Raw genomic sequence first — 19174 nt, forward strand, 5'->3', positions numbered from 1 at the left:
CGGGCGAGAAATCGATCCAAGCGGCCGCTATCCAAAAATGCCAATGTGTTATCCTGACCCAATCCCGCCCTTCAGGTCATCACGGACTGAAAGGCAGGTAACAAAGTACACCTACAACACCAATTCCGATACATGACCGGAGTGGCGTATGCTCTTAGCAGCTATCTGGCCGCGCTGCACCCACAGCGACAAAGGCTGACTGAAAGAATCTCCTCGTGAGCACCGCAGCAAAAACCGATGAGCTCTTCGCTCTCCTGCCCTCCGCCTGCGCACGACAGTTCCGCTTCAATCCACGACGGATCACAGCGAACATGTGCTACACCGGCAAGGAAGGTCACGGCAAGGGTCTGGTTCATGTTTTCCGCGATGCCAGCACGCATTCACAGATCATCCTCCAAGGCATTTTTGCAATCTTGCGCATCATGCATGGCGACAAGCCACCTTGGAGCGAGGCTCAGCAGGAACATTACCGGGAAAGTGACACCGAAATGGAGGCGAAGATCGCAGCCAAACAGGCGGAGTTTGAGCTCCCGCGCAACAGCCTGCTCTATCGGATGCATTGCGCAGAACTACTGTCACACTACAAGAACAGTCCGACCCATGTCGTTGGCGGGGCAAATCCGCGCGAAGCCGCCAAGGCGCTGATCGAAGCGCTCGCAGCGGCTAACGATCCGCAGTTGGCAGCCTTTGCCTTGCACATGAAAGCGAACGACCCCGAACATCTGGCGCAATTGTTACTGGCACCCCGCCACTTCGACCGTGAGGCAATTCGGAATACCGCAAGCGGCGACGCTGATTTGGCGATTCAATGAATATTGAGGAAATCGCCGACCATTTAACGCGGGTTGGCTACATTGTTTTAGACGACCCACTGCAAAAAACGTTAACTGACTTGCTTTTTACGCGCTGCCAGGATGATGGCTCCTTCAGGTTTAAGGCAGCGCAGATTGGCCGAGGCTCAGCCAAGAAACTCCTCAGTCCATTGCGTGGCGATGTAATCAGTTGGCTGGACGACACCAATAGCATTGATCACGCCTACTTGGCTTGGATGGAAACGCTGCGGAGCGGCCTGAACTCGGCGCTATTTCTCGGCTTGTTTGATTATGAATGCCATTACGCCATCTATGTGGCTGGTACAGGCTACGCCAAGCATTCCGACGTCTTGCACGGCTCTAGGAACCGGATTCTTTCAACGGTTTTTTACCTGAACGAGCACTGGCAAGCAGGCGACGGTGGGGAGTTGCGCTTGTTTGAGCCCAGAGGGGAAACGGCCATCGCGACCGTTAGCCCAAGCTTCGGCACCATGATCATCTTTCTCAGTGAATCGTTTCCGCACGAAGTCCTCATGGCGCACAACAAACGGCGCAGCATAACCGGGTGGTTTCGCGTCAGGGAAAAGGGATAAGGTTACTTATGTGACCAAGGCTCGGTTGTGGCGGAATGGGGCAGTTGGGCTCGTACGTTCCTCGGCGCCCGGAAAAGACAGTTGCCGTTCAATGACCGCAATGGAGCAGTCCTGCCCAACAGGCGCTCCCGGCCATCAGCTGACGGTGGCTACGGGAAACTTCCCGGCGTCTCATCTCACGTTCGCCAGGCTGGAGGGGACAGCGAGGTGGCCACACAGAGGCAGGCACACACAGGTAGGCGGCACTCGGAGCGATTGAGATGCGGTGAAGGGCTTGAGACCGTCCGAGGTCACAACGCCTCGCGTGCAAGCCATCGGCCGGCAGCCCCAACGGGCACCAGATGGCACCTCGGTCCAATACGATTGCCACCGCCCCGAGCAGATTACGCTCGCTTGACACCCATAAGCATTAAGACTAGGTTACTCGCTCAACCAAAGGAGAGATCATGCCGACACCAGGTCAAGAACTATCCACCATTGATTTCGCCTCGATGCTTGGAGGACCGCTGATCGCGGCGGTCAATGCCCAGGCGCAGGCGGCAATGAGCGCCGTGAACTTCATCAAGGAGGTCGGTTTCAAGAAGCTTCAAGTTCCCGCCGGACAGAATGGACAGGATCCGACGAATGCTGAGACCGGCGATCCCATCTACGTCAAGTTCAAGTACCCCAAGGAAATGAGTCCCTATGTCCCCGCAGTCAGAGCCGTTGCCGCCGTCCCAGCGGTAGCAGCCATTCCAGAAGTGCGCGACGCGCAGGGCAACGTCACCGCAGCAGCGGTGCCAGGGGTGCCAGCAGTGGCTGCAGTCGTGGCGGCAGCCGCTGCGCCAGCCGTGTACGAGACGCAGCAACTCGAGGTGCCGATCCTGACCATGCTTCCGATTCCCTACCTTCGAATCGAGGATGTGACGATCGACTTCAATGCCAAGATCGACTCCGTCGAGTACACGAAGATCGACGAGAGCTTGAAGATCGACGCGTCCCTTGAGGCGAAGGCCGGCTGGGGCTGGGGATCCGCGAAGCTGAACGTCTCCGTGGGATATCAACGAAACACCCAGCAAGGCACGAATGTTCAGCGCACCTACTCGATGGCAGTTCACATCAGAGCCGTGCAAGACGAGATGCCCGCTGGAATGGCGAAAGTGCTCGATATCCTCGAAGCCAACATGAGATCACGACCCGCATAAGCGTGGGGCCAGGGGAGCCAAAATGCCGTACCTGGGAGACTACATTGGGCACTTGCTATCGGAGATCACGATGGCAAGGGTCCAGGCTGATCTGGAGGCTGTACGACTGGCAGAAATGTATGCGAGCCATCCGCTGCTCCGACACATGCCGGTTCCTCACTTTCGGTTGCCAACGCTGACGTTGAACGTCCCCGTCGTCATCAAAGATATGGAGGAGGCGAAGCCAGGCGACTCACCCAGAGGCGATGTGTCACTTCCTGCTGTGCGCGAGCGTTTCGCCAAGCTCCTTGACCTGCACCTAGAGCGAGCTGGGATAAGACTGTCGGGCCTGGAGAGAAGCACCCTCGATCAAGCGCTGGCCGAGCTAACGTCAACCCCTGCCAGGCTGCCCTATGTTTCGGTCAGCATCGTGCACCTCGGCGACGAGCTGGTCCGGACTGCCATGAAGGCGGTGGGCAATTCAGAGCGTAGAGTCGAATCAGCTGAACTGGAGAAATTGGCAGACGAGCTCAAAACCGCGGTGCAGAAGGAGTTCTTGAATCTGAGGACCGCTCCGCCGCGGCTATCCGTCTTGGTCACCACCGCAGAATTGCGAGAGTCGGGGCCACAAGAGCTATTTGCGCAGCTTCATCTATCGATTTCAGAAGAGGCGTTTGAATGGTCCGTGGTCGAATCACAGGGTAAGACCAGCACTCGCCTGGTTCCTGAGTAGTGCCGACATGCTGAACATCGTGAATCTCGAAGAGATTCAGCGCGTGCTTCTCCGGGTTCCGGGGCTCATTCATGAGCTCGCAGAACGGCAGATGAGCCTCATCAGTTCCGTGAAGACATGGCTCACGGACGGCGAACAGATCCTCATTAACAACCGACTGCCAGTTGCCGCCGAAGTTGCCGCCCTCCGCGGGGTCTTGATCTCTGCAGAGCGAGGGGTCATCCCAACTGGGATGGCGTTCAGCGCGCGCACCACGGCGCGAAAGATCAAAGAGGCGGCCGCTGCGGACGTGTTGCGAAAGGCAGCGGAGGCCATCTTTCAGGCGATCGCCGCGGATGCGGCGCGAGTTGCCGAAGGCGAGAAGCTGATGCGACAGATCTTGGCCGTGGCACAGCGAAAGGGGATCTCACAAATGCCAGCACACAGTGTGTACACCCACTCCGACATGTTGAAAGCCATCTGGCGAGCGATGACCGAGGATCCTGACCTGGGGGGTGGAGCGACTCGTCTGGAGGGGCTGGTAGGGATCAACGACGCGCTGGTTCTTCTGGATCGCATGCTGCCCACTGGACCAGGGTAAGGCTCATGAACAAGATCGAGGGGTCGGTCGGCCAGGACGGGGACAACGTCGAGGACGACGTCCGCCTGGTGCAGCAACTCCTGAATCGGCGGGATCTCGCACCGCTGCGCAAGCTTCAAGAGGATGGCCGTAGTGGGTCGTCGACGATCGAGGCAATCCGTCAATTCCAAGCGCGCTGCCTCGGCATGAATTCGCCGGACGGACGCGTTGACCCCGAGGGCCGTACCTTGCGCGAGCTGAGCAATGGAGGAAACGAGCGCGGCACCGGCGAGAACACGGAGACACGCAAGGCCGACCGCCAGGCGCGCACCGAGCGCGTCGACCCTCGGGTGAAAGAGACGGCTTTGACAACACGCATCATCGACGGTCTCGTTCCTCGCCTCACCGACGTGCGCGCCAGGATCATCGCCGGCTTTCTCTCGGACGCCGATCAGTTCTGGAAGGTGAACTATCACTGGGAATATCTGCTGCAGATGGTGGAGCATTCCCTCACCCTGCCGCTCAAGGACGACGAGAAGAAGGATCTCAAGGGCATTCGCTCCATCCTCATGGGCTGCAAGCCGGATCCAACTAGCGGCTACGCGACCAGTCCCATCGGCAAGCCTGAAGACCGCTCGTCCGTCGAAGACACGCGCCAGCGGCACAAGACGCTGTCGAGCGCGAAGCGGACCTTTGGCAAGCTCACAGACAGCGCTAAGCTCAAGAAGAAGAGTAAGAAGGGCGATCACGCCTTCGACCTGGCCGCCGCGCCCGTGGCCCCGCCAGGCACCAGCAAGCACGGTACCGGCTATGCGCTCGACATCGAAGGCGAGAACGCCGCTATCAAGTCTCTGTGCAAGGGTCTCGGCGCGACCCTCGTCTTCGACGAAAAGAGCCACGTGCACGTGGAATTCAAGAACGGAGTGAACAGGTAGGACCTGATCTACTACTCCGGAATCTCAATGCAGAAGGATAAGATCTCGAGGGAGGTCAGGCGGCAATGCGAAGGATTTGTTGAGTCGAGGTAGGGCGCATTTGCGTTGCGCAATACGGTTAAATCGCCCAGATTGCCAGCCTGAAGCGTTGATGCAGGTGTCGGCATCGAATGGCCCCGAAACCGCAGCACATACTCGCCATGAACTGCGAACCGAAGGGTCGCCGAGGAGTGGTTGCCTATGTCGGCTTTGCTGCCAGCATTTCGACGGTTCGACCGGTAGCAGAGGGTCGAAATGACTCATTGGCATTTTTGAACTGCCGACATTCAATGGGCTAACGCGAACGAATATGTCCAGTGCATCACAGATGGCGGCTTTTAGAGCATAGTGTGCATTCGTGAACGGCAGGTAATTAGAAGCCAGATCGGGAGTGGTGACGGGCCGCTCTTGGCCGAATAGAGGCGGCCGGGCAGAACAGGATTTGTAGCACAGCATCGTTGATGCATTGCACAACGGAGAATCGATCACCCATTGCGGCCACCCGGAGGAAAATGTGACATGACCCTGCTGCTTCTGTTGCTGCCCCTGCTCTGGCTGCTTTCTGCCCAGGCTGCCGACACATCTCTTTGGATACCGTTGTGCGCTTCAACACGCTTTGCGCCACGTGCCACGAGGGCGAATTCAGCGGGCGCCTGAGTTTCGATTCCGGCATCGAGACCACCGAAAATCATATCCGGCGCCATGCTGGCGGCGTTCCTCCGGATATCTGGCGCGACCTCGCCCAGTTGCTCACGCACACCAAGCAAACCTGCGCCTACTACCCCATGGCAATCGAAATACCGAAAGATGGTCGTTGGGATTCAGGAGCTTTGGCGATGCTGCACAACGCGAAGGAAAACGCCTGGTTCATCCCCCTCGGGCACCTGCCCGCTGGCCGCTCTCTGGCAACTCTGTACTCGGCTGGGCCACTGGAGGGAGTCGCGCAGATCATATCCGCCCGCTTCGACATCACGGACTTTCCGTTGTAATGCCCCGGAAGAAAGCAAATTGCCTTTGTTTTCGAGGTCGACCGCAGCGGTATCCACTACCTGCGAATCCGATCGGCCAAGGCGCAAGCGCTGTCGGGCCTGGAAATTCAGCACGCCGATTGAGGCCACGACCGCTCACCAAGTCATCCCCGCAGCCTTCGCGCTTGCCTTCAGCGTTCAGCGCGGCAACGTCATGGACGGCAGTCAAAGCCCCGCCGCCTGGCCAATACACTACAGCCAGCGACGGCTGCGGGCGGCGTCGAGAAAGGCTTCGAGCAGGGGCAGGCAATCGAGAATGTCTTCGTCGCCCGGTCGCCGGAATTCCGGATGCCATTGCAGGCCGAGCAGGAAATTCCGGCCCGTGCCGCGAATCGCCTCGATCATCCCGTCGCCTTCCGCTCGCGCTTCGACGACGAGATCGCGTCCGAGGGTGCGGATACCCTGATGGTGGATCGAAATGACCTGGCAATGAGCGGGATTTCCCAGCCGCTTTTCCAGCAGCCCCCCTTTTTCAAGGATGATGCCATGCGCATGGCGGTCATAAGCCTCCGCGAGATGCTCGGCAGATCCGGGAAGTTGCGACGCAATGTCCTGATAAAGGGCGCCGCCCATGGCCACATTGATCAATTGGGCACCGCGGCAGATGCCGAGGACCGGCTTCCCACACTCGAGGAACTCGTGCAACAATTCCATCTCGTACATGTCGCGCGTCCGGTCGCCTGCCCATTCAGGGCGCATCTCCGTCTCGCCGTAGGTCGCCGGATTGATATCGGCGCCGCCTTGCAGGACTAGTCCGTCAATATTCTTGGCGTAATCACTCAATCGCATTACGCTACGGTCAAGAATACCATCACGTGTAATGGAGGGAATCATGAATACCAGCACGTCCCGCGCCATGATCCATTGCGCCACCGACTGCTCGAGGTATTGCAGTGTCTTGCTGTCGAGACCCTTGCCGCCCGCTCGCGGGTGCAGCAACCGAGCCGACAAACCAATCGTGAGGGTACGTTTCAGTTTCATGGTGAACTCCTTGGCCCGACGGGGCATAATTTGCCGAGAGCCTCATTGTCTTACTCTCGTTAGTGCCCGACAACCCTAAACATACCCATAATGAAACCTTCCGTCTTTTTCCTCCCAGACTGGCCACTCGCTTTCGGCCCCTTGCTGTGGGTCGCGCTGGCGGTTTTCGGGGCCGCGCTGGCCGGCGAATGGGTACGTCATCATCTCGGCCTGCCCAGAATCACGGCCTACCCGATCGTCGGCATGGTCGTCTCGGCTCTGGCGGGCGCACCCTTGGTCGCCGCGCACAGCGAATGGCTGCACCGTGGTCTCGACGTGGCCCTCGCCATCCTGCTCTTCGAGCTTGGGAGTCGTGTCGATCTGCGCTGGTTGCGGAATAACCGCTGGCTCCTGGTGACCAGCCTCTGTGAATCGCTGGCTGCCTTCGGCGCGGTGTTTCTGGTCAGCCGGCATCTCGGCCTGGCTGCCGAACCAGCCGCGCTGCTCGCGGCGATCGGGATGGCCACGTCACCCGCCGTCATCATGCGCGTGGTTGCCGAGAGTAATGCGCAGGGTCAGGTCAGCACCCGTCTGCTGATCCTGACGGCGCTCAACACCATCTACGCCGTCGTCACCGTGCACCTGGCATTGGGTGTGCTGCACCAGCGCTACAGGGACGACTGGGTGCTGGCGATCACCCATCCGCTGTATCTGCTCGGCGGAGGGCTGCTCGTCGGCATGCTGCTGGCCGAGGCGGTCAGCAGACTGGATCGCTGGCTGCGCTTGCGCGACGAGTATGCCTCCACCGTTCTGCTCGGCCTCGTGCTGATGACCATCGGCCTGATCGAAGCCCTGCACCTGCCCGTGACTCTGTGCATGTTGTTCGCCGGCATCGTCCTGCGCAATAGCACACCCCGGGCCTGGGTGTTCCCGCGACACTTCGGCTCCGTCGGCGGCGTGCTGGTGGTTATGCTTTTTCTCGTGGTCGGCGCGCAGATCAAGATCGAACACCTGTTGACCGGTGGCGTCCTGGCCCTCGTCCTGATCGGTGCACGCAGTCTGGCAAAGCTGTGCGGCATCCTGCTGCTGGCGCGGCCCGCGGGCATCAGTTGGCGCCAGGGCCTGTTGCTGGGCCTCGCGCTTTCCCCGGCGGCCGGGCCGGTGATGGTAGCTGCCGCCGACATCGGGCGCATCTACCCGCAGTTGCAGGGCACCATGGTCCCAGTCGCGATGAGTGCGGCGGCGATCATGGAACTGGCCGGCCCGGTGATCGTGGCATTGTGCCTCAAGTGGAGCGGAGAGCGTCGTGACTGAAGAAATCGAGAACGAACTGCCGGATTTCTCGCATTCCGCGCCGTTGACCCTGGGTGTGGAACTCGAGCTGCAGATCGTCGGCAGTCAAGATTACAACCTGATCGGCTCGGCCCCGGACCTGTTGCGCGAAATGGCCGGCCGTCGGTATCCGGGTGAGATCAAACCGGAAATGACCGATTCGATGATTGAGCTTTCGACCGATATCTGCCAGGACTACAACGATGCGCTGGCCCAGTTGCTCGACATCCGAAAGACCCTGGTACATCAGGCGGACCGCCTCGGCATCCTGCTTTCCGGGGGCGGTACCCATCCCTTTCAGCACTGGGGACAGCAAGCCATCTTCGACGCCCCGCGCTTCCACCACCTTTCGCAGCTTTATGGCTATCTGGCCAAGCAGTTCACCGTCTTCGGCCAGCATGTCCATATCGGATGCGCCTGCCCGGACCAGGCGTTGTGGCTGCTGCACGCCTTTAGTCGCTACATACCGCACCTTATCGCCCTGTCCGCCGCCTCGCCCTTCGTGCAGGGCTTCGACACCGGTTTCCAGTCGGCGCGACTCAATTCGGTCTTTGCCTTCCCGCTCAGCGGACGCGCGCCCTTCGTGTTGAACTGGGACGACTTCTCCGCCTATTACCGCAAGATGATCGCCACCGGCGTCGTCGAGAACATGAAGGACTTCTATTGGGACATCCGTCCCAAGCCCGAATTCGGCACCATCGAACTGCGTGTGATGGATACGCCGCTGACCGTGGACCGGGCTGCACAGATCGCCGCTTATGCCCAGGCGCTGGCGCGCTATCTGCTCGAGGAAAAGCCGATCGAGCCGCGCGAGGACGATTACCTGGTCTATACCTTCAACCGTTTCCAGGCCTGCCGCTTCGGCTATGACGGTACGCTGGTGGTGCCCGGCAGCGCCGAACAACGCATCATCCGCGACGATATCCTGCGCACGATGGCCATCATCGAGGTGCATGCCTACGATCTCGGTTCAACCGAAGCATTGAACTTGCTGCGCACCGAGGTCTTGCAGCGGCGCAATGGAGCAAGCGAGGTTCGCGACAGCTTCGTACGCGAAGGCGCGCTGGAAGAGGTCGTCCGCCAGGGGAGCGAACGCTGGGCCGGACGCCTGACCTGAAGGGCATTTTCTTGCCCGCCCTCAGCGCACCACCCCGGCGGCCCACGCCTCCGCCGCCGGCCGGACGATCTCGAGCCACGGCCCGGGATAAAGGCCGATGGTCACAACCAGGGTGATCAGGATCACCAGCACCGCCCATTCCCGTGGCCGCAGGTCTTCGGCTTCCAGCACCTCGCGACGGGTTGCCCGGCCGAGGAACGCCTTTCGGTAGAGCGACAGGAATCCGGCGGCGGCGATGGCCAGCCCGAACAGCGCAGCCATTCCGGTGCCCGCATGGCTCTCGAGGGCGGCGAGGATCACCATGAATTCACCGGGAAAGCTGCTGGTGCCAGGCATGCCGACGCCGGCCAGGCCGCAGATCAGGACGCCGCTGGCGAGCAGCGGCATCGTCAGGGCAGCCCCGCCGAGACTGTTGATGTCGGTCGACCCCGTGCGTTGGCGCAGGAACTCGAGGAGCATGAAAGCGCCGCCGGTGGCCACCGAAAAGCTCAGCAGCAGCGACACCGCCCCTTGCACCCCCTGCGCCGTGAATGTGGCCAGGCCGAGCACGGCCAGCCCGACGTGGCAGATGCTCGCATAGGCCAGCCCGACCCGCAGGTTGGTCTGCGCCAGGATGCCCACCGCGCCGTAGATCAGGGTCAGGGTGCCGAGGCCCGCGAGCAGCCAGTACATATCCTGCGCCGCAGCGGGTGCCAGCGGAATGGCCAGGCGCACCAGTCCGTAGGCCCCGACCTTGAGCCCGACAAGCAGCGCGGTCAGCGAACCCGGCGCCGCCAGCGCGAACCGCGGCAGCCAGGTGTGCAGCGGAACCAGCGGCACCTTCACGCCAAAGCCGATCAGGCAGAGCAGGAAGAAAATCATTTGCATCGAATATGGCAAGGGCACCGCCAGCAACGCCAGCAGGTCGAAGGTCGGCACCGACTGGCTGGCGGCGAGCATTACGAAGGCGAGCAGCAGCGGCACGCCGCCGGCCAGCATGATCATGAAATAGCGCGCCGCCACGCGAGGACTGCCGGCCGTCACACCCCAGCGGGCGAGCAGGAAGTAGCTCGGCGGCAGGGTCAGTTCCCAGAAGAAAAAGAAGAGCAGCGTGTCGAGCGCGCAGAAGATCCCCAGCGTCGCGCACTGCAACAGCAGCAGCAGGCAGTAGTGCAGGCGCGGCGCGTCGTGCACGGCATTCCAGCAAGCCACCAGGCTGCCGAGGAATAGCAGCGCCGTTGCCGGCAGGAACAGCACGGACAGGCCGTCGACCCCCAACTGATAATGCACGTTGAGGCTCGACACCCAAAGCTCGCGCTCGAGCAACTGGAAGCGCGCGCCACCCGGGTCGAAGGCGACAAGCACGGCACTGGCGGCAGCCAGCGTCGCCAGCATGACCAGCGCCGTCAGGCCACGCGCCGCGCGGTCCGGGAGCAGCCAGATCAGCACGGCGCCGAGCAGCGGCAGGAAAACAAGGAGAGAAAGCAGGTATCCGTTCATCGTACGAAACGCGCCGCCAGACCCTGACTGGCGGCCTCGGTAAGATGCAACCAGGGTTCGGTGAAGAAGCCGATGGTCAGCATCGCCAGCAGCGCGATGCCGCACACCAGATATTCCATGGGCGTGGTGCGGTCGACGTCGGGGGAACCCTGTTTTCGCTGGCTCAAAAAGGCGCGCTGAAAGGCCCACAGCAGGAATCCGGCCGCCGCGACGTTGCCGAGCGCCGCCGCCACCGTCGACAGGGCGCCAAAGGAGTCGATGGCTGCCTCCAGAATCAGGTGGGCGGCGTCGAAACCGGGGGTTCCCGGCATGCCGACGATAGCCAGGCCGAAAATGAGGAAGGCGATGGCGAGGAAGGGAATGCGCTCGAACAGGCCGGAGAGTTCGTCGAGTTCGGTAGTGCCGGTGCGGCGGAAGACGAAGCCGACGATGAACCACATGCCGCTCACCGCCAGGCCGAAGTTGGCGGCGAGCAGCACGGCGCCCTGAATCCCCGCCTCGTGCAGACTGAAGACGCCGATCACCAGCAGGCTGGTATGGCTGACCACGGCGAACCCCAGCAAGCGGCGGAGATTGGTCTGCTGGAAGGCCAGTGCGGCGGTGAAGAAGACACCGGCCATGGCGAAGCCGATGACGTAGGGCTGCCAGTGGAGAACGGCGGCTGGCGTTAGCGGCAGCACGAAACGCAGCATGCCGTAGATGCCGACCTTGGTACCGACCATCAGCGCCGGGGCGACGGCGATCAGGCCGTGCTGCGCCATGTTGGGCAGCCAGCCGTGCAGCGGGAAGAGCGGCGTGCGCACCGCCAGTCCGTAGAACAGGAGGAAGAAAGCCACCGTCTGGAAACGGTCGGCCAGCACGGTGCCCGCGAGGTCAAAGAGGTCGAAGCTCCAGCGTCCGCCACTGGCATCGGCGTGGCCCCAGCCGAGCACCAGGCAGCCGGCGACGAACAGCGCCAGGCCGAAGCTCTGATACTGGACGAAGCGGGCCAACGCCTGCGTCTCGGCGCGTGACGAAGCCCAGCGCCGCAGGAGATAGATCACCGCCCACAGTTCGAGCGCCGAAAATAGCGCGAACCAGGCGACATTCAGCGTCACCAGCATGCCAACCAACCCCGCCTCGGCGACCAGCAGCACGGCGAACAGGCGGCCCGGCGAAATCATGCCGCGACTCATCCCGTAGAAGGTCATCAGCACGGTCAGCAGGGCCGCAACCAGCAAAAAGACGATGCTCATTCCATCGACCGCGACATGATAGGCGAGCGGTTCGAAACGCTCCGCCAGTTGCAGCGTCGCCGACGCCGGATTGATCCGGCTGGCGACGACGATACACAGCAGCAGTTCGGCCAGGGCGAAAGCCTTGCCGGCGACAACCGCCGTTGCCCTTTCCTTGAAGGCGAAGGCGACGGTGGCGCCGCACAGCGGCAGCAGTTGCAGGATTGCCAGCAGCGGCGGGCCACCCTGCTCGGCCCCGAGGATTTCGCTGAAGCCACCCATCAGAGGATCACCACGAAGGTCACCATGACCGCCATCATCAGGTAGCGCGGCTGCTCGAGCAGGTTTTCCACGACCCGCAGATAGCCGCTGGTCCGCCGCAGCAGCCGTTCCGCCACCCCGCCGCGACCGCTCAGCGAAAGGTGCGTCTCCAGTCGCTGCAGGCGTTCGGCAAGGCTGGCCAGCGCCCGCCCGGCGAGGCCGTCGCCGACGATCAGCGGATGCTCGGGGGCGAGCGGCTTACCACGACCCGGCTCGCCCAGCGCGCGATCGATGAAATGCTCTTCGAGCCCACGAATGTCCTGGGCAAACGACCCGGTCGGCTTCACCAGCAGCGTGAAACCCAGCCGGTCGAGCCAGAAGCGCTCGACAGCTGCCGCATACAGCCATTGCCAGCGGCGCAGCCAGATCGGCGCCGGCTTCGGGCGCCCCTGCGTCAGCGCCAGCCAGGACGGAGCGAACAGGAACTGCCAGGCGCGCCACGCCGCATGCAGGCACAGGTGAACGGTGGCCAGCGTCGTCCATCCGAGGCCGATGGCGACGAACATCAGCGCCACCTGAAAGACCGTCGCAAAGATCAGCGCCGACTTGACGTCGGTCTGTACCAGCCCGCACAGCCAGGCATAGAGAGCCGTCGCGGCGCCAGCGACGACCAGCCCCACCATCACGTCCGGTACCTGCGCGAGCAGCGGCGATAGCCGCAGCAGCAGATAGACGCCGGCATGAATCATGACCGCGCCATAGAAGATTGCCGACGACGGCGTCGGCCCCTCGAGTGCCCGCGCGATCCACGGCGTGAATGGCAGCTGCGCCGACTTGGCGAGAGCCGCGACGACGAAGCCGCAGACCAGCAGGCGCGCTGTCACCTTCGTCAGTTCCGCGGTGCCGGCCAAGACCGGCCACTCGAAACTGCCGAGCCAGGCGGCGGCAAAGCCGAGGCCGAGGAGGAACCCGACATCGCCGCCGCGATTGGCCACGAAGGCGAAAAGGGCATTGTCGGTCGCCACCGGACGCTGCCAGGAATAGCCGATCAGCAGGAAGGAGGCAATACCGCACATTTCCCAACCGACGAAGGCGAGCAGGCCGTTGCCGGCGAGAAAGACGAGCTGGATGCCGGCGAGGAACAGGCTGAGGACGATGAAGAAGCGATGGAAGCCGGCTTCGCGGTGCAGGTAGTTGGCCGAAAACCGCAGCGTCAGCCAGCCGATCAGCGCCGCTACCGTCGATACGGACAGCGACAGAGGATCGAGCAGGAAGGAAATGGTGCCCCGCCAGTTGCCGCTGGCGAACCATGTGCCGAGGACGCGATGGTCGGGCGCGCCGTCGCGCAATGCCACGAGATCGATGCCGAGCAGCAGCAGCAGGCCGGCGAGTGCGGCCAGCGCGCAGAGTTGAGCAGTCAGCGCCTCGGCGCCGTCGCCACGCGCGCACCCGAACAGCACGCGCAGCCCGACGGCCACGAGAGCCAGCAGCGGCAATGCCGGCACCAGCCAGACCAGATCAGGCAGCAGGTGCAGTGCCGCATTCATGCCGCAGATCCCCGGATCAGCGCCGGCGGCAGCGCCTCGTGCCGCCCTGTGAACCAGTCGGCGGAACGCTCGACCCGCGGCAGGACCGCCCCGCCCGACCACGGCAGCCAGCCGCGGCGCGGGCAATAAACCTGAATTGCCGCGGTCGACGGATCCTCTGCGGCCAAAACGATCCAGGCGTTGCCGATGAGTTCCTGCAGCGCCGGCTGCCGCGCGACGATCGCCGACAGCATCTCTGGCGTCTGCTCGACGACCACCAGCAGGCGCATCGCTTCATGGATCTCGACCATCTGCCACGGCAGGCCGGTACGCAGGTCGGAATCGGCGCCCTCCATGACGCCGAACAGCCCGGCGATGTTGTGCGTCACCTTGGAGGAGCAGCCGAAGCGCTCATTGTCCACGGTCGAGAAATAGTATTCGAGGCTGATCCCGGCACCGACCGGCCCGGCGGCCAGCAGGATATCCTCGACGATCCGTCCGTCGTCGTCAGCGATCGGATCGTAGGAGATGAGGAAGACGCGACGGTCGAGGAAGAGCCCACGGCTCATCTCACGGCGGCCGATGAAGGCCGCCGCGTTGGTCGCATGACCCAGTTCCGGCCGTGCCTGCGAGATATCGTGGCCGCGCCCGACCACATGCTGGCTGGCCCGCCAGGGAGACACGCGCGGCGGCGCCGAGGCGAGGCGGCGGCAGCGCTCGACGGCATGGGCGCGACAGGCTTCCGCCAGTTGTCCGACCAGGCAATCGAGGTCCGCCTGGCGGGCGCCCGGCAGCAGGTCGAGGTCATACCATTCGATACCGTCGTCGCAAGTGTTGTGCTCGGCGGCGACGAACCATGTCGCCAGCGGGATGTGCAACCCGCGCTCGCCAAGCCGCGCACGCACCTCGGGCCGGTTGGCCATTGCCGCCAGGACACGGGCATTCGGGCCGCCGTGACGGCCTGAGCAGGCGCCGCAGTCGTAGGCCGAGAGATGCGGATTGTTGCGGCTTCCGGAGCCATGGCCGAGCACCAGTACCAGCGGCGCGAAGTCAGCGGCGAGCCCAATCATGTACAGGAAGTTCCCGACGCATAGCGCCTGCTCGTCGTCGGTGAATCCCGCCTGTGGATTGGCCGGAGTCGCCTGCGGATCGGCACTCGCCGCCGTCAGTCGCAGGCGGGTGTGAACGCGGCCATCGAACTGCTCGCACCAGTGTCCCAACGCCTGGCCGAACCAGCCGGGCGCCAACGTGCCGGCAACCAGCGCCACCAGCGCCGGCGGCGCTGCAAGCGCGGTCAGCAGCAGGCCAGCCAGCGGGCTGCGGCGCGTGCCCTGAATGAACTGCTCGCGCCATTTCAGTCGGCGTCGGCGGCGTCCAGCACGGTGTGCGAGCGCCTCCTCGCCACCGGGGACGACGGTTTCGCCTACGGCATGCACCGGCTCCACAACGACCGGGCACAGTGCGCTGGGAGCCGAGTCGTCGACGCCTTGCCAGAGCATGGCGACGCCGAAGAAACCGACAGCGCCGAAGGTGGCAATGGCCGGGGCGACCTCTTCGAGATGGCGGCGCGTGCCCTCCTCGCGGTCGTCCATGCAGAAGATGACCTGCGCCGTCGGCGCGGTGACCGGCTTGCGGTGGGGCTGGTTGGCGGCCAGCGCCGCGAAAATCTGCTCGCGGTAGTGCCGCTCATAGGCGAGCAGCCAGACGTGGCCGCGCTCCAGCGACTCAAGGCTGGCGGCGCAGCCGAGCAGAGCCCGCGCATCCTCCGCCGTCAGCCCGTCAACATCGCGGGCGGCAAGCCCGAGCAGCGCAAGGAGGGCCTCGAGGCGGGCTGCGGCTACCCGCGCGGCAGCCGCGCGCGACTCGCCGGAGGCGGCGATCTCGTCGGCCAGCGCCTCCCACTCCGCGTCAGCGCTCGCCCCGACGAGATCGATGCGGCACAGGCGTGCCGCCCGGTTCTGGTGATCCTCGCCCAGAGCCTGGCTACGCAAGGCATCACGGACGAAAAACTCGGCCGGACGCGCGGCAAACCAGGCGTGCAATTCGCTCAAGGTCAGCGGCGAACCGGTGAGCCGCCGCGTCAGGTCATCGCACAGCAGTCGCTCGAGCAGGACGCGGATGGCAAGGTAATCGACCATGGCCACTGGCGTGCCGTCACCGCGGCCGGGATTGCGCGCGCGCCACAGGAACATCCCCGACCAGCCCGGTATCTCCAGCGCCAGCCGTTCGAGGTAACCGGGCCACAGGGCTTCATCGGCGATCACCCGCGGCAGTTCCTCCGCCAGCACGTCGACCGGATCGTCGGGCAGCCAAGTGAGTTCATCGCGCACGTTCGGCAGGTCGTCGAGTTCCCACACCATATCGACGCCGGCACAGGCGCGCCAGGCCGCCCAAAAGCCGCGCTCGCGCTGCGGGTTGCGCCAGGCGGCAAGGCCAAGGTCAAGGTGGGCAGCAAGATGGCGCTGCAGGACGGTACGTACGCGTTCGAGCACATCCTCCCCGGTCAGATGTTCGAGTAGGCCGCGCCGCGTCCACTCGCGCCCGACTCGCGCGCACAGCGCCGACCAATGCCGCGTCGCCGCGTCCCGCCAGTCGGCCGTCGGCTCGCCGCCAACTGCTACGGTCGACGGCGAAAAACGGGCAAAAATGAAGCTTTTCGGCTGCGGATGCTCGCGTGCCTCCCAGTCCTGGCGGAACCGGCCTGGATCGTCCGGCGCCAGGCGCAAGGTGGCGAGCAGCACATCGCGCCGGGTGATGACCCGCCAAACCGGCAGGTCGAGATCGGTCAGGCCGGCGTCGGTCAGTGCCGCATCGAGGTCGTCGAGCGTGATCCGCCCCTCTGCCAGCAATTCGCGGAAGCGCGCCTCGGGCAGGTAAACCGCTGCACCGGTCAGGCGCTGTGCAGCCGCCAGCGCGTCGGTGAACGCCAGGTGCTGGAAGCCGTGTAGGGTGTTGTGATGGACGAAATCGCGAATCGGCGCCTGCGCCGGCAGGACGTGCGCCAGGTGCTCGATCCAGCGGCTCAGGCGCTCGCGCAATGGAAGCATGGCATCGTCGCCCATGTCAGCTTCCGAACAACCGGCCGACGCGGCCGACGCTGCCCGCCACGAGATCGAGCAAGGGCGCCGGCCAGACGCCGAGGGTGACGATGGCGAGCCCGAGAATCGCCGCGGCGACCGTCTCGGTCCGCGTCATGTCTGCAATGTCCTGCGCCGGCAGCCCCCTCATGCACAGGCGACCGATCACGCGCAGGCCGTAGGCGGCGCCGACCAGCATGCCGACACAGACAATGAGCACCCAGCCACCCCAGCGCGCGAAGCCGCCGACCAGTGCATGCAGTTCGGCGATGAAGCCGGCGCTGCCGGGCAGGCCGATCGCGGCGAGCAGCGCAAACGCAGTGAAGAAGGCGAAGCGCGGGGCGCGCCCGAGCAGGCAGCCGTAATCCGCGAGATCGCGGCTGTGCGTTCGCTGGTAGAGCAGGCCGACAACCAGGAACAGAGTTGCCGCAGTCAGGCCGTGCGCCACCATCTGCATCACCGCGCCGGTCAGCCCGGTGACATTGAGCGTGGCGATGCCGAGCAGGACGACGCCCATGTGCGAGATCGACGAGTAGGCGACCATCGCCTTCAGATCCTGCTGCCGCCAGGCAAGGACAGCGCCGTAGAGCAGGCTGACCAGCGCCAGCGCCGCAAGCCAGTCCTGCGTCGCCAGCAGTGCGGCAGGCAGCGTTTCGGCGGCGCGAATGAGGCCGTAGGCACCCATCTTGAGCAAGACACCGGAAAGCAGGATCGACACCGGACTCGGCGCCTCGACATGCGCCAGCGGCAGCCAGCCATGTAATGGAAAGACCGGCATCTTGACGCCGAAGCCGATGAATAGCCCGGCGAAGATCAGCAGTTGCGTCGATGGCGGCAGGTCGCGCGCGCCCTCGGCCATGTCGCCCATGGCGAAGCTGTGGTTGGGCGCCGCGTCATAGAGGAAGAGCAGCGCCACCAGCATAAACACCGACCCACCCAGCGTGTAGAGAAAGAAATTGAGCGCCGCCCGCTGCCGGTCGGGGCCGCCGAGACGGTCGATCAGGAAAAACAGCGGCAGCAGCGTGGCTTCCCAGAAGACATAGAACAACGACCAGTCGCGGGCGGTGAACACCCCCAACATCGCCGATTCAAGCAGCAGCACCAGTGTGAAGTAGAGCCGCGCGCCCTTTTCCATGCGCCGCGAGACGAGCACGGCGATCAGGGTCAGCAAGGCGGACAGCAAGACCATGGTCAGTGCAATGCCGTCGATGCCGAGCGCAAAATAGGAACCGAGCCGGACATTCCACGGCCGGCTTTCATAGAACTGGATCGCCGGCCCCGCCGGATCGAATCCGGCCGCCAGCCACAAGGCATGGCCGAGGGTCGCCAGCGCGAACAGCATCGCCACGCGCCACCGCGGCAAGGCACGACGCACCGGCAGCGCGGCCACCGCGGCAGCGCCCAGCAGCGGCATCAACACCAGCACCTTCAGCACGTCCCGACTCCTCCGGCAGTCCGTGTGACCGTCTCAGCTTTCATCATGCGATTATGCCAGTGGCTGCGACCATCCTGAAAGGCTGACACATCAAATGAGCGCTGGCGTCGTCGCGAGCAGCAACTGCGCCGTGTAGTAGAGCGGCAGGCCCCAGGCGCGGTTGATGAACCGCTGCCTGACGAAGCGGTCGCTAGCCACTGAAATGTCGGAAGCCGTGAAGGCGAGCGCCCCGACCGCCACCACCCAGGGACCTCCGGCAGCCGAGACCGCGCACGCGAGCGCCGACATGACGCCGATGACCAGCATGTAGGTTCGCACCGGACCGACCATATCCGCCGGAAGCGACTTGCCGAGCCAGCGCAGTACCACCAGGAGGGCCACTCCGAGGACGATGGCAGCGACCAGTAGCCCTTCTGGCGCCAGTGGCCTGCTCAGGAAGGCTGCATTGTAGGCGACATGCCCGAGCAGGAAGGCGAACACGCCGGCCCGGAAGACTCTTGGTCGGTCGCGTGGGATAAGCAGGATGTCGCCCAGCAGGCACCATACGAGAGCGAGCAGCACCAGATTGCCGTAGGCGGAGTCAAGCCCGCCCGAGACCAGGCCGAGCCAGATGAAGGCGGCGGAGGCAAGCGGCTTGGTTAGCCACAGCCCGACGCGCGAATCCCGGTGCTCGGCGACCAGCAAGCCGGCCACGGCCAACGCACAAAGGAGGATGGGAGCATGCATGCCCATTCTTTCGCCTCACACTCGACTGCCGGGCGCTTCCCGGGAAACGCCGCCGGCGCGGCTGCCCGCGATCGGGAAACGAGGCGCGGAATTGCAAACAGGCCAGCGTCCGTCCCGTCACGGTCACCATCTCAGTCCTGGCCCTCAGGATTATGCCCGCCTGCGCGGCAAAAGCGAGGCGCCGG

16 protein-coding genes are annotated in these 19174 nt (G+C 63.9%); 9 read left to right on the top strand and 7 right to left on the bottom strand.

The window, feature by feature from the left end:
• Nucleotides 1–215 precede the first annotated feature (215 nt).
• The 7 genes from IPP03_06950 (at nt 216) to IPP03_06980 (ending at nt 5823) form a co-directional block, all read left to right on the top strand.
• Nucleotides 216–812, top strand: a complete 597-nt coding sequence (locus IPP03_06950) for a hypothetical protein (protein MBL0352388.1) — start codon at nt 216–218, stop codon at nt 810–812.
• On the top strand, nt 809–1405 hold the full coding sequence (locus IPP03_06955; GenBank protein ID MBL0352389.1) for a 2OG-Fe(II) oxygenase: 597 nt from the start codon (nt 809–811) through the stop codon (nt 1403–1405). The genes IPP03_06950 and IPP03_06955 overlap by 4 nt, the downstream gene beginning before the upstream one ends.
• 446 nt (nt 1406–1851) lie before the next feature.
• Nucleotides 1852–2589 carry a DUF2589 domain-containing protein gene (locus IPP03_06960; protein MBL0352390.1) on the top strand — a complete coding sequence of 246 codons (738 nt, stop codon included), beginning with the start codon at nt 1852–1854 and terminating at the stop codon, nt 2587–2589.
• 70 nt (nt 2590–2659) lie between these two features.
• The gene (locus IPP03_06965; protein MBL0352391.1) at nt 2660–3301 is read left to right on the top strand and encodes a hypothetical protein; all 642 of its coding nucleotides are present in this window, start codon (nt 2660–2662) and stop codon (nt 3299–3301) included.
• Nucleotides 3302–3308: 7 nt separating this feature from the next.
• Nucleotides 3309–3881, top strand: a complete 573-nt coding sequence (locus IPP03_06970; protein MBL0352392.1) for a hypothetical protein — start codon at nt 3309–3311, stop codon at nt 3879–3881.
• A gap of 5 nt (nt 3882–3886) precedes the next feature.
• Nucleotides 3887–4795 carry a peptidoglycan-binding protein gene (locus IPP03_06975; GenBank protein ID MBL0352393.1) on the top strand — a complete coding sequence of 303 codons (909 nt, stop codon included), beginning with the start codon at nt 3887–3889 and terminating at the stop codon, nt 4793–4795.
• 638 nt (nt 4796–5433) lie between these two features.
• A complete protein-coding gene (locus IPP03_06980; protein MBL0352394.1) occupies nt 5434–5823 on the top strand; it encodes a hypothetical protein in 390 nt (129 codons plus the stop codon).
• Between the two features lie 231 nt (nt 5824–6054).
• Here IPP03_06980 and IPP03_06985 read toward each other — a convergent pair whose 3' ends face one another.
• On the bottom strand, nt 6055–6843 hold the full coding sequence (locus tag IPP03_06985) for a gamma-glutamyl-gamma-aminobutyrate hydrolase family protein (protein MBL0352395.1): 789 nt from the start codon (nt 6841–6843) through the stop codon (nt 6055–6057).
• Between the two features lie 90 nt (nt 6844–6933).
• Here IPP03_06985 and IPP03_06990 point away from each other — a divergent pair, with 90 nt between their 5' ends.
• Both IPP03_06990 and IPP03_06995 read left to right on the top strand, forming a co-directional pair.
• Nucleotides 6934–8136 carry a cation:proton antiporter gene (locus IPP03_06990; protein ID MBL0352396.1) on the top strand — a complete coding sequence of 401 codons (1203 nt, stop codon included), beginning with the start codon at nt 6934–6936 and terminating at the stop codon, nt 8134–8136.
• A gap of 16 nt (nt 8137–8152) precedes the next feature.
• Nucleotides 8153–9271: a glutamate--cysteine ligase gene (locus IPP03_06995; GenBank protein MBL0352397.1), complete on the top strand. Its 1119-nt coding sequence runs from the start codon at nt 8153–8155 to the stop codon at nt 9269–9271.
• A gap of 21 nt (nt 9272–9292) precedes the next feature.
• Here IPP03_06995 and IPP03_07000 read toward each other — a convergent pair whose 3' ends face one another.
• The 6 genes from IPP03_07000 to IPP03_07025 all read right to left on the bottom strand — a co-directional run bounded on the left by IPP03_07000 (nt 9293) and on the right by IPP03_07025 (nt 18989).
• Nucleotides 9293–10750 (bottom strand): NADH-quinone oxidoreductase subunit M, encoded by a 1458-nt coding sequence (locus IPP03_07000; protein ID MBL0352398.1) that lies wholly within the window; start codon nt 10748–10750, stop codon nt 9293–9295.
• Complete coding sequence (locus tag IPP03_07005) at nt 10747–12246, bottom strand: NADH-quinone oxidoreductase subunit M (GenBank protein MBL0352399.1); 1500 nt, start codon at nt 12244–12246, stop codon at nt 10747–10749. Before IPP03_07005 ends, IPP03_07000 begins: the two co-directional genes overlap by 4 nt.
• Nucleotides 12246–13772: a hypothetical protein gene (locus IPP03_07010; GenBank protein MBL0352400.1), complete on the bottom strand. Its 1527-nt coding sequence runs from the start codon at nt 13770–13772 to the stop codon at nt 12246–12248. The genes IPP03_07005 and IPP03_07010 overlap by 1 nt, the downstream gene beginning before the upstream one ends.
• The gene (locus IPP03_07015) at nt 13769–16813 is read right to left on the bottom strand and encodes a DUF2309 domain-containing protein (protein MBL0352401.1); all 3045 of its coding nucleotides are present in this window, start codon (nt 16811–16813) and stop codon (nt 13769–13771) included. The genes IPP03_07010 and IPP03_07015 overlap by 4 nt, the downstream gene beginning before the upstream one ends.
• 1 nt (nt 16814) lies before the next feature.
• Nucleotides 16815–18263: an NADH-quinone oxidoreductase subunit M gene (locus IPP03_07020; GenBank protein MBL0352402.1), complete on the bottom strand. Its 1449-nt coding sequence runs from the start codon at nt 18261–18263 to the stop codon at nt 16815–16817.
• 90 nt (nt 18264–18353) lie between these two features.
• Complete coding sequence (locus IPP03_07025) at nt 18354–18989, bottom strand: lysoplasmalogenase (protein ID MBL0352403.1); 636 nt, start codon at nt 18987–18989, stop codon at nt 18354–18356.
• Between the last annotated feature and the right edge of the window lie 185 nt (nt 18990–19174).

Origin of the sequence: Candidatus Dechloromonas phosphoritropha, assembly GCA_016722705.1 — a bacterium.
In the GTDB taxonomy this organism is placed as follows: Bacteria; Pseudomonadota; Gammaproteobacteria; order Burkholderiales; family Rhodocyclaceae; genus Azonexus; species Azonexus phosphoritrophus.

What these genes read in the sequence shown, in the direction of transcription:
- IPP03_06955 (MBL0352389.1), top strand. Translation starts at nt 809, where the DNA reads ATGAATATTGAGGAAATCGCCGACCATTTAACGCGGGTTGGCTACATT.
- IPP03_06960 (MBL0352390.1), top strand. Translation starts at nt 1,852, where the DNA reads ATGCCGACACCAGGTCAAGAACTATCCACCATTGATTTCGCCTCGATG.
- IPP03_06965 (MBL0352391.1), top strand. Translation starts at nt 2,660, where the DNA reads ATGGCAAGGGTCCAGGCTGATCTGGAGGCTGTACGACTGGCAGAAATG.
- IPP03_06970 (MBL0352392.1), top strand. Translation starts at nt 3,309, where the DNA reads ATGCTGAACATCGTGAATCTCGAAGAGATTCAGCGCGTGCTTCTCCGG.
- IPP03_06975 (MBL0352393.1), top strand. Translation starts at nt 3,887, where the DNA reads ATGAACAAGATCGAGGGGTCGGTCGGCCAGGACGGGGACAACGTCGAG.
- IPP03_06985 (MBL0352395.1), bottom strand. Translation starts at nt 6,843, where the DNA reads ATGAAACTGAAACGTACCCTCACGATTGGTTTGTCGGCTCGGTTGCTG.
- IPP03_06990 (MBL0352396.1), top strand. Translation starts at nt 6,934, where the DNA reads ATGAAACCTTCCGTCTTTTTCCTCCCAGACTGGCCACTCGCTTTCGGC.
- IPP03_07000 (MBL0352398.1), bottom strand. Translation starts at nt 10,750, where the DNA reads ATGAACGGATACCTGCTTTCTCTCCTTGTTTTCCTGCCGCTGCTCGGC.
- IPP03_07005 (MBL0352399.1), bottom strand. Translation starts at nt 12,246, where the DNA reads ATGGGTGGCTTCAGCGAAATCCTCGGGGCCGAGCAGGGTGGCCCGCCG.
- IPP03_07010 (MBL0352400.1), bottom strand. Translation starts at nt 13,772, where the DNA reads ATGAATGCGGCACTGCACCTGCTGCCTGATCTGGTCTGGCTGGTGCCG.
- IPP03_07015 (MBL0352401.1), bottom strand. Translation starts at nt 16,813, where the DNA reads ATGGGCGACGATGCCATGCTTCCATTGCGCGAGCGCCTGAGCCGCTGG.
- IPP03_07025 (MBL0352403.1), bottom strand. Translation starts at nt 18,989, where the DNA reads ATGCATGCTCCCATCCTCCTTTGTGCGTTGGCCGTGGCCGGCTTGCTG.